The sequence below is a fragment of the Sulfitobacter sp. genome, from assembly GCF_041552635.1.
Lineage (GTDB): Bacteria > Pseudomonadota > Alphaproteobacteria > Rhodobacterales > Rhodobacteraceae > Sulfitobacter.
Window position 1 is genome coordinate 1 of sequence record NZ_JBFEKM010000153.1, and the last position, 10,304, is coordinate 10,304.

At 54.0% G+C, this 10,304-nt stretch carries 10 protein-coding genes; 7 read left to right on the forward strand and 3 right to left on the reverse strand.

Features of this window, described 5'->3' with window-relative positions:
- The 6 genes from cobU to ABYT07_RS16050 form a co-directional block, all read left to right on the forward strand.
- The coding region (gene cobU, locus ABYT07_RS16025; RefSeq protein ID WP_372993039.1) for a bifunctional adenosylcobinamide kinase/adenosylcobinamide-phosphate guanylyltransferase at window positions 1-442 on the forward strand (442 nt) is incomplete at its 5' end.
- A 64-nt stretch (window positions 443-506) separates the two neighbouring features.
- Window positions 507-1,532, forward strand: coding sequence for a nicotinate-nucleotide--dimethylbenzimidazole phosphoribosyltransferase (gene cobT / locus ABYT07_RS16030; RefSeq protein WP_372993040.1), 1,026 nt, complete (start codon window positions 507-509; stop codon window positions 1,530-1,532).
- The gene (locus tag ABYT07_RS16035; protein WP_372993041.1) at window positions 1,532-2,293 is read left to right on the forward strand and encodes an adenosylcobinamide-GDP ribazoletransferase; all 762 of its coding nucleotides are present in this window, start codon (window positions 1,532-1,534) and stop codon (window positions 2,291-2,293) included. Before cobT ends, ABYT07_RS16035 begins: the two co-directional genes overlap by 1 nt.
- Window positions 2,294-2,702: 409 nt before the next feature.
- Window positions 2,703-2,921: an ABC transporter permease subunit gene (locus ABYT07_RS16040; RefSeq protein ID WP_372993042.1), complete on the forward strand. Its 219-nt coding sequence runs from the start codon at window positions 2,703-2,705 to the stop codon at window positions 2,919-2,921.
- A 188-nt stretch (window positions 2,922-3,109) separates the two neighbouring features.
- Window positions 3,110-3,361 (forward strand): hypothetical protein, encoded by a 252-nt coding sequence (locus ABYT07_RS16045; protein WP_372993043.1) that lies wholly within the window; start codon window positions 3,110-3,112, stop codon window positions 3,359-3,361.
- Between the two features lie 361 nt (window positions 3,362-3,722).
- Complete coding sequence (locus tag ABYT07_RS16050; RefSeq protein ID WP_372993044.1) at window positions 3,723-3,995, forward strand: hypothetical protein; 273 nt, start codon at window positions 3,723-3,725, stop codon at window positions 3,993-3,995.
- A gap of 443 nt (window positions 3,996-4,438) precedes the next feature.
- Here ABYT07_RS16050 and ABYT07_RS16055 read toward each other — a convergent pair whose 3' ends face one another.
- Window positions 4,439-6,007: a hypothetical protein gene (locus tag ABYT07_RS16055; protein ID WP_372993045.1), complete on the reverse strand. Its 1,569-nt coding sequence runs from the start codon at window positions 6,005-6,007 to the stop codon at window positions 4,439-4,441.
- A 32-nt stretch (window positions 6,008-6,039) separates the two neighbouring features.
- The gene (locus ABYT07_RS16060) at window positions 6,040-6,300 is read right to left on the reverse strand and encodes a hypothetical protein (protein ID WP_372993046.1); all 261 of its coding nucleotides are present in this window, start codon (window positions 6,298-6,300) and stop codon (window positions 6,040-6,042) included.
- Between the two features lie 590 nt (window positions 6,301-6,890).
- Between ABYT07_RS16060 and ABYT07_RS16065 the strand changes: the two genes are divergently transcribed.
- The gene (locus tag ABYT07_RS16065) at window positions 6,891-9,134 is read left to right on the forward strand and encodes a tandem-95 repeat protein (protein WP_372993047.1); all 2,244 of its coding nucleotides are present in this window, start codon (window positions 6,891-6,893) and stop codon (window positions 9,132-9,134) included.
- A 429-nt stretch (window positions 9,135-9,563) separates the two neighbouring features.
- Here ABYT07_RS16065 and ABYT07_RS16070 read toward each other — a convergent pair whose 3' ends face one another.
- Complete coding sequence (locus ABYT07_RS16070) at window positions 9,564-10,076, reverse strand: hypothetical protein (protein ID WP_372993048.1); 513 nt, start codon at window positions 10,074-10,076, stop codon at window positions 9,564-9,566.
- Between the last annotated feature and the right edge of the window lie 228 nt (window positions 10,077-10,304).

Genomic DNA, 10,304 nt, shown 5'->3' on the forward strand with positions numbered 1-10,304 from the left:
AAAGGCGTCTGGTTTGTCGTCGATCTATATCGCGACCGGTCAAGCGCTGGACGACGAGATGGCAGACCGGATCACCGCGCATAAAATACAACGCGGGGACGGCTGGCAAACGATCGAAGAGCCGCTTGATCTGTGTGGTGCCTTGGTACGGACCGACGGCCAGGGCATCCGGCTTGTCGATTGTCTGACGCTTTGGCTGTCGAACCTTTTTTTGGCCGAACTGGACTGGGATGCCAAATTGTCCGAGGTTCTGGAGGTGCTGCAGACCCAGCAAAGCCCGGTTGTTCTGGTCACTAACGAAGTCGGCTGGGGCATTGTCCCGATGTCTGACATGGGGCGGCGCTATAGGGATGCGTCCGGCGTCATGAACCAAAGGATCGCCGAAGTCGCAGATGCCGTCCTGCTGGTGACCTGCGGCCTGCCTCTTAGCCTTAAGGGATAGCATTTCTCGTCTGCAAAACCCTGTACCGCATTGCCAAAAGCCACCCAATCAAAGGTTATTCTGAATGTCCCATATTACTTTTCCCCTGAGAGATTTGTCTGATCTGACAAAACTTGTGCAGGATTTGCCAACCTCGAACGGGGACGCCGATCAGGCGGCGCGCGTGCGGCAGGATACCCTGACCAAGCCACCCGGATCGCTGGGCCGTCTTGAGGAACTCGCTATCTTTATGGCGGGATGGCAAGGTCAGGCGGTGCCCCAGATCGCAAAGGCGCAGGCCATTGTTTTCGCCGGTAATCATGGAATCTGCGCGCAGAATGTGAACCCCTTTCCCCAAGAAGTCACAGCCCAGATGGTCCAGAACTTTAAGGCGGGCGGCGCAGCCATCAACCAGATTTGCAAGGTCAACGGTGCTGATCTGTCGGTCATTGATCTGGAACTGGACAGGCCGACGGCCGATTTCACCAATGATCCGGCCATGTCCCCCCAAGACACGGTTGCCGCCATGAATGCAGGCGCTGCGGCTGTGGCGGCGGATGCCGATATTTTGATCCTTGGCGAAATGGGGATCGGCAATTCGACTGTAGCCGCCGCATTGGCCGCAGCGGTTTTTGGCGGTGATGTGAAAGACTGGGTGGGGCGTGGGACCGGGTCTGACGACGCAGGTGTGACCCGCAAAATTGACGTAATCGAACGGGGCCTTGTGCGCCATGACAACTCTCGCGGCGATGGGGCCGCGATACTGGCCGCTTTGGGCGGCCGCGAGCAGGCAGCGATCTGCGGCGCTGTCTTGGCCGCCCGTCTGGCCCGCATTCCGGTGATCCTTGACGGGTTCATTTGCACGGCTTCTGTTGCACCGCTTTACGCGATTGATCCGGCCTGCCTTGATCACTGTCTGGTGGGCCATCTCAGCGCCGAAGCGGGTCACCGCAAGCTGCTGGGGGCGTTACAGAAAAGCGCTGTTCTGGATTTCGACATGCGGCTTGGCGAAGGGTCTGGGGCGGCGTTGGCCCTTGGGGTTCTTAGGGCTGCGGTGGCTTGCCATGGCGGTATGTCCACATTCGCCGAGGCTGGCGTGGCGGACGGGTGATGCTGTCGCGACGGCTGGCTGAATTCAAACTGGCATTTCTACTCTTTACCCGGTTTCCCGTCGGGCGCGTTGCCGACTTTGTCCCCGCGATGGGCGCATCAAGCTGGGCATGGCCGTTGGCGGGGCTTGCCGTGTCCGTACCTGCGTCGCTTGCCTATCTGCTGCTGTATGCTGCGGGACTTGGGGCGCAGGTGGCAGCCCTTGGGCTGGTCGCTGTGCTGGCCCTGTGTTCAGGGGCGATGCACGAGGACGGATTGGCCGATATGGCTGACGGTTTCGGCGGCGGGCACAGCAAGCAACGAAAGCTTGATATTATGCGCGACAGCCGCATCGGCAGCTATGGCGTTCTTGCATTGATCTTTGCGGTGGCGATCCACGTCAGCCTAATTGCCAGACTTGAAGATCCGGCCCTTGTGATATCAGCGGCGATTGGTCTGTCGATGGCAAGCCGGGGCTGCTTGCCGCTCTGGCTCAGGTGGATGCCGCCTGCTCGAACAGACGGGCTGGGGCGAACGGTCAAATCGGTATCTTTGGGAAATGCATTTGTCGCAGCTGCAATCGGTTTTGCTGGGCTGGCCTCGGCTGGGTTACTTCCGGCAATTCTGGCTTTATGTGCGGTGCTGGCCTGCGGTGCCGGTGTGTCTGTTCTGGCGTTGAAACAGATCGGTGGGCAGACCGGGGATGTGATGGGCGCGCTGCAAAAGCTCTCTGAGATCGCCGGATGGGCGGTTCTGGCTGCCCTGACGGGCGTACCATTGTAATCCCCATATTCCACTGCCGAAGGAGTGTGGATGCGGGGCCCGCTGCGGGGATATCGACTTTTTTAATACCCGCTGGATCGGGTATTATTGACCTGATCGGCGCTTGTTAGGCAGTCTGCCAGACTGGTTGCATCCTTGTCACTCAACCGCATCTGGTTGAAGGGCGGAGACAGAGCCCGAAAGTGCCGCATTGCGCATTATCACCTTGCGAGACACAATCTGTCCACAGACGGTGGTCATGATGTTTTTCACCAGCCTATCGCCATGTACCGCGCCCCCGAATGATCGCGCCATCGCTTGGCAATGGCTGCCCGTACATCGACCTGCCTGAACAGTTCCAGTCCCCTCTAAGAGGGATCATTATTCTGGGGCTGATCCGCTGGGGCGCGACGTTGCCGGACGGTTGCTGTTGGCACTGGCAGCCTTTATCAATCCTAGTCCGGTGGTGATCATCATTGCCGTCTTCAACTGGATGGAGATCGCGCGCATCGTCGAGGCCGAAGTGAAATCGCTGCGGGAACGCGAATTCATCTCGGCGGGGCGGATGCTGGGCTTCAGCAACATGCATATCATGTTCCGCCAATTGCTGCCCAAGCCGATCGGCCCGATCATCGTCGCTCAACTCTGACCGTTGCGCGCGCCATCCTGCTCGAGGCACATATAAGTTTTCTCGGCTACGGCATTCAGCCCCTTTGCAAAGTTTGCTCAACTTTGTGCAGCAATATCTGGCCACCGTTCCTTGACTTGCGGTTGTGCGGCGCATTGCCATCGCAATGGCTGTGACCAGTCATAATTTCATCGGTGATGGGGTGCGTGATGCCTTGGATTCCCACACTGACCCTGCATGATACCGCGCACCCCCACGGCATGGCTGGCTTGACCAGCTTTTATGGGCAGGGCGGGCTTGGCCCCTTCCTCGCGCAGCTCGATACCCTGCTGTGTCTATTGCCGCTGACCGACATAAAACGAAATATCCTTAATAAGGATCTGATCGATCAGTTGCCAATGTCAGCGGTGCTTGTTCGTGGTGGCATGAGGCCTGCAACTGCACCGTGCAGCGTTGATTGAAGGCCGAGAAAAAAGACGGCTGCTGGGGCCGAGCAACTGATCCGGGCGCATCTGGATATCATCCTGACGCCCCATATCGCCTGCATCAATGAATACGCTCCGCCCTCGTGCGGAAATATCCGGATAGATCGCCGAGGCGGGCCGCTTCGGGATTTGGCCGATCCGCTGCGCGGGTCCTAACCTTGCGCCAAAGGCGACGAAATTTTCTGTGCTCTCATGCCATGTCATTCTGCCGGTTTAGTTCCATGACGGAGATCGGTCGGGCGGGTTGCAATGATTTCGGGTCAAATGGCGCGATCCGCGTTCCGTCAACTTTCCAAGCGAGAAGCTTGATCATGACGCGTATGCCCCAAGCTGGACGATGCGCAGTATTTCGAGCCTGAGATTTTCGCGCGTTTCGGAGCCATGGCGCGATGCACGTATCGGCAATATAATTGTGCATGGCCGAGGCAAGCGGGCGATTTTGGCCCAACTGGAATATGACCCTTTGCCACTGTCTGTGCAGGTGGCGCTTCTGGCGGTCTCGTGGTTACATTTGGACGACATCGCGGTTTCGGACATTCAGGCATTCAGGAAAGAACGTGCAGCCCGCCTGAGCCGCGAACGTCCCAATGTCATGGCCAGCATCTTCTGAAGGCACGCCGGTTGTTGGCGCGGTCAGGTCGGAAAACGGTTTTGTTGGCGGCTCTGACACGTGCATCATGGGACCGGTTCGCGATTTACGAGGCGCGCGGGGAACACTTGTGCTAATCGGGCGGCGCGCAACATTTACGAACGGCTTGAAAAATTGCGCCGTAAGGAACGGATAGCGCGGCAGGAATAAACGACCGCCGACATGCTTGATGTCATTGCCGGATCAGAGGCCGTGACACACCATTGAAACACAAAGGTGTTCGAATTCACGCTTCCCTTGTCTTTTCACGGCCGAATTAACAAGCGAAATCACTGGTTTTACGATTATCAGAATTGGCCCGTTTCGACAGATCGGGAAATACCGGATCATCTTGCCAAATCAATAGCCGCGTGCAGGCGTGAGATTGAATTATACTGGTTTTAAGTATGCAAAATGAAAGATGTCTATTTGCCGGATTTCTTTTGCAATTTCACTTCCGCTTCAATCATATCTTCGATCTCGGCAGTAATGCTGCGATCGGATTTCAGCGCGTTCTCGGCCTTTGCGGTTAGGGCACTCGCGCTCTCATGGCCTGTGGCCTCTGAAAATACAGCCGTATACCCCTTTGAAAGGACTGTGCCTTGCAGCTTTGACATTACCTTCTTTATCAATATTTCACGCTGGCTGTCCGAAAGAACGGTGTCTGAATCGATCTTCTTCAGGGCCATCGGGATCATCTTATGGCGCAAAATGACCTGGTTTTTGGCAGCCCAGGCCGAATTGAATTTTCCAAGGTTGTTCCCAAGCCCGCCAAGCACCGCCTTCATGACCACCTCGTCAAACAGCTTGTTGATTTCTGCCTTGCTTGGCGGTTTGCCAGCCTTAAGCCAGCCTTCCACACCCTTTACCAACGCTTCCATGACGGCCTTGAGCGATTCCTCACCAAAGCCCTGAATGTAGCGGGCTGCGAAATTCGCGGCCATGCCTTTGGGAATAAACGGAAAGGCTTTGGTTATGGCCGGGCCCAATACTTTCATCATGCGGGTCAGCATTGTGCCTTTGAACTGGATCTTGCCGCCGCACCAGCCAAAGACCAGTTCCTTTGCCATGGCATAGCTAACTCTACCCAGTGACCCCTGAGCGGTTACCTTTTGTCCGGCAACAAGTTTGCCCAAGTCCGTCGCTAGTGATTCAACTCCGGCAACGGCGGTTTTGGACGCAAGATAGGCTTTGTCGGGGGGCAGTCTGGTGTACGTCATCACGACAGGGACGGCCAAGATCTCGACGGCGGTAAAGGCAACCGAATTGACGACCTTCAAGTTGCCCTGAATGGCCTTGCCGCTGCGATCCATTTTCTGGGCGTAGTTCCGGAATTCATCAACAAAATCATTGATATCGCGTTCCGCAGTCCGCATGGCCTTGCAATACAGCGCCAAATCCTTGCTGCGCAGGCTGCGTTCAAGGGTATTTTTTGCATCAAGCGCCTTGATCATTTTTTTGTCGTCAGGGAAATCAATACGACCAATGGTCATGATCGAGGCCTGGACCATTGCCATCGCAATGCCTTCTTTGACCATCGCGGTGTCGAGATAAAATTGATACCGGCCCATCGTCATGTCGACCTGCGAGATCAGTTTTTGGGTAGGTGCAGTGATTTTCTTGAACAGGGTTGCTTTTGCGGCCTCATAATCAGCAGGAGACATTTCATATTTCGTGCTCCCGATCTTGAACGTCATCATTTTGACGTTGCTGGCCTGCTTTTCGGCAACCACATATTTGGAGGTAAGTTTTTTGCAAACAGGGTCACCGGGAAGGATGACACCATCTTGTGGTTTTATGCCTGCTTTCTTTTGGAGCCCGATAATAACAGCTCCCAGTTTCGCATCAAATCCGCCTTCCTCGGGCACCGTGTGACCATTGGCAACTAACATCCGGCGCAAGACAACAATGTCCGACGCGCTGTTTTTGACCAGCTTGGCATTGCCGGATTTACCTTGCTTCCCGACCGGGGCGTTAATTGTTTTGATGGCCATTTTGACTCTCCGGAAATTTCAAAGCCAAGGCTTTATTCTTCGGTATCAAGGGTAAAGGAAAAGATATGCTTTACGCAATAATTTTTGTGAGCATCCTTTTCAGACATGCGTCGCCCCATCAAGACATCCAAAATCTTTGGTGCAAGCCTGCGGCTGTAGGCGGCGGGCAGGGGGCTTGCGGTGCGGTTTGTGCGCGCTCGGGTTCTGATCACGGTTTCACGAGCGGCCTGCCCTTTAGCGTCCGGATGTGTGGTGTGGCCACGATATGTTGGCGCGCCGATGGGACGCGTCATACTTCATCACCACTGGGCTGATGGTTTATGGCAGTTTCTTAAAATATAGGGAAGCGGCGCGCGGTCCTGATCGAAAATTGCGCGAACGCATCGCCCGCCTCAACGGGTGTTTGTCTGGCAAAACACCCAAGGATGAAAGAACGCGATCACATTCCCGAAATCCGAGTATCTTATTGGAGATAAAGGAATACTTCTTGCCAACGCGCGCCCGATGCTCGTAAAGTTGATCACCAAGGAGCTAAGACGTACTGAGAATTTCTGAGTATTTCAGAAAATCTATTTTAGCGCCAATTTTTTTATAGTTCTTTATGTTGCTTTGAGATTTTGAATAGTTCGACAGAAAAGTCGCGTTTTTTGATAAACATCAGACCCAGAACTAACCCAAACTGAATTTTTGTGTTCCCGCTTTTGCGGACCTGTATCCAGCTGATACTGAACTTCACCGAATAAATGATTACAAATCCACATGGGAGAAAAAAATGCCTAGTATTAATGGCCTTACAAATCCGTTTGAGAATGCAATTGAATCACTGAATTTCAATCAGATTGAAAAACAAAAACGCTTAGATAATTATGCAAAAGCTGTCAGCATGGGCTACGAACCGCCTGCCGAGATTCTTCAAAGTATTGAGAACCTTTTGGCAAGTGGTGATCTTTCTGCAGCTGGCCAAGATGCATTGAATGAAATGCTAGATGAGATCCTTGGCGAAATTGCGCCAGTCATCACGTCAAATGACGGCAATGCGACCGCGATCATCAACTTTGAAGAAAACAGTGTTGCGTCGGTAACGACCGTCATGGCGATTGATCGTTATTCTTTGAATGATGGTTCGGATACCCTGACCTATTCCATCAGCGAGGGCGATGACGCCGGATTTTTTTCGATCAATGCCGTAACGGGCGTTCTGACTTTCCTAGCCCCGCCTGATTTTGAGGCCCGCCCAGATGCCTATAACATCACTGTCGTGGTCTCTGATGGTGCTATCCTGACGGATACCCAATCGCTGTCAATTTTCGTGACCAATGTGAACGAAGCGCCGGTGATCTCTGCGATTGCACTGACAAATGTTGATGAAACAACGGATTCGTCAGCGATTACGGCAAACATCGCTGTTGCCTTTACGGACGTGGATCTGGCCGAAGTCGGACATACTGCGGCTGTGACAAATACAGGTGCGTCGGGTAATCTTGCTGGATTGACGCTTGATGCTGCGGCGCTTGCAGCCTTGGTATCCTTAGGGGCGGTAACAAAGGCGGCAGGATCCAACGCTGGCGCAATAGACATGACCTTTGCCGCCGCTGCGACGGTCTTTGACTATCTGAAACTTGGTGAAAGTGTAACCTTGACCTATGCGCTGGCGGTCAGCGATGCTGGCGGGCTTTCCGACAGCACCGCATTTACGGTCGTCATCCACGGTGCCAATGATGCGCCTGCGGCCGCCGCTGGGATGGTATCCGGCAATGAAGACACTGTCATTAGTGGAGTAGTGTCGGCGACGGATGTGGATGGCGATACGCTGACCTATTCGGTGCTGACGGATGCGGCCAACGGGTCGGTCCTGCTTCAATCGGACGGCAGCTTTACCTACACGCCCAATGATGATTTCTACGGACCTGACAGCTTTGTTTATCAGGTCTCCGATGGCGCGGGCGGCCTTGATACTGCGACCGTTTCGATTGAGGTCGCAGCGGTCAATGATGATCCGGTTGCGCAGGCGGGACTGATTATCATAGGCGATGAGGACACGGTTCTGACGGGGATTGTGTCGGCGACGGATGTTGATGGCGATGCGCTGAATTTCAGCGTTTTCCAAGGTGCCGCCAACGGGACCGTCGATATGAACGCGGATGGCAGCTTTAGCTACACGCCAGACGAAGATTATTTCGGTGCTGACGAGTTTATCTTTGAGGTCGAAGATGGCATGGGCGGATCGGCGACGGAATCTGTAGCATTCAACGTCAATCCAGTCGCAGACGGGTTTACGGTGAACACTGCGGCGACGCCGATCGCGATCAACTACGTGCGCGGGCTGACATATGACGCCGCTCACGCCGGGGGCTATCAGAACTTTGGCGGCGTTGCCTTCGACAGCGTAAGCGGCAAGGTCTACGAGTCAGCAGGCATTCACAGATATAACGAAAACTATGTGCGCGTTTATGACGACGCCGCCAACTTTGAAGCGGGAACCTACTCCCAGACCATAAGCCTCGGCAACCAGATCGACATCAACTATCCCTCGGATATCGTCGGAACCTACTTCGCTGCACATGACGATCAGTTGATCGGCCGCTCTTCGCTCTACGGTAGCGACTTCAGCGCCACTTCTGCGCGCGCGTGGGATGTCGGGTTCTGGAATGCGACCAATGGTGCCATGAACACCGAACTGACGGTGAACCCAGGGGCTGATTTCACGGGCTTCAACTACGGCGGCTACAACGCCATGAACGTGATGAACGACGGGGATGACGTCTATGCGCTCAGCCGTTATTCCAACAGTGGTACTTGGCAGTTGGCGGAACTTGACTCGGCGACCAACTCGGTCATCGGAACAGAGAACATCAACCTTGGCACAGTCGGCTTTGCTTTCGTGGTCGAGGATTTCCTGTTCATCGGCAGCACCTATAGTAGCGGTGTTGTCAGCCGGGCCTATGACATCGAGAATGACGTGATGCACAACGTAAACCTGCAATTCGGGGTGCCGGGCAATATCTACTGGTCCAACACATCCTATGACAGCGAAACAGACTCGCTCTATCTCGTGTCCAGTCCGAACACCTCCGCACTTGGGGAAATCTACGAAGTTGAGAACGTCTCGGACTTCCTCTTCGCTTGATCCGAAGATCACCCGAGCATGCGTGAAAATCATACCGGCTGAAGTTTTCAGCCGGTATGATGCTTTTCTCAGCGTCTGATTTCAGAATAGTCTGGTGAATTCCGGGCGCGGTGTCGAAGGCCACATTCGGGCGTTTGCGGTGAAATATGCGGATCGGCTGTCTTTTGATCCCAGATTGGATGTTGCCAAGTGGCAATAGAACCACCCGAACGACCTGAGTTGCAAGACGCGCGGTGCAAGGGTTTTGAATTACTGGGCGCAGTGGCTGTGTTCAGTTCCCTTGTGAACACGTCAGCGGGAAAAGCCCGGCGGAAATCCGCGGGCAGACTCAGTTTTAGCGCGGCAGCCAACGACGGCTTGGTCGGACTGCAATGCAGTATTATAGACACCCGTCTAACGGCAGCTCTGTGCCGTGAGTGAATGCCAATTCTATCTATTTTTAAGAAACTGGTAGGCTTCCAGAATGGTTTCTACGAGGCCGTTAAAAAAGTTCTGCGACGTGACATCAATCAAACCCGTGGTGATGTCCTCAGATTGGGCTTCATCGTCAACTGGCTGACGAACAGCGAACATTCCACTCTTATTATTCAGCAGTTCACGATGGCTCGGGCCTGTGCCATGCTTAAGAACATTGATCGCAAGATAGTGCTGGTGAAGTCTATCGGCGAGGTCAACATGCCCAGCATTCAAAAGCGCTGCTTTTACTTTACGTGACAGCGGTCCACGTTTGAAATGGCTCTGCATCCGTGCTTCAAATACGGTGAAAATATCTACTGCAGCCAATTCAATCGCTACAGTTTCAGATGTTATTTCCTTGATTTGCGCGCTGGACAGCTTCTGGCCTTCCGCAAGTTCCAAGATTTCTGAAATCCGATCTTGCGCAGCCTTGGCGGTTCTGTGTGCTGCGTCGATCAATTCAGGTAGCGTCTGTGAGGCTGCCATTTTTATTCCTTTCAAAGGTTGCCTTCCAATAGGCTAAACGAACGCTGACGCCAGTATCAATTTTGGTTGTGCGATGTTTTCGCTTCTGAATTCGGGAAGGGGATCGATGTCGGTCGTCCACATCTTCAGTATCCACCTGAACGCCGCAGCTTAGACTACGAAGAGGTGCCCGTCTCCGTCACAAGTGGTTCAATGATATCAAGAGGGCCTCCTTAAAGACGAAAGCAA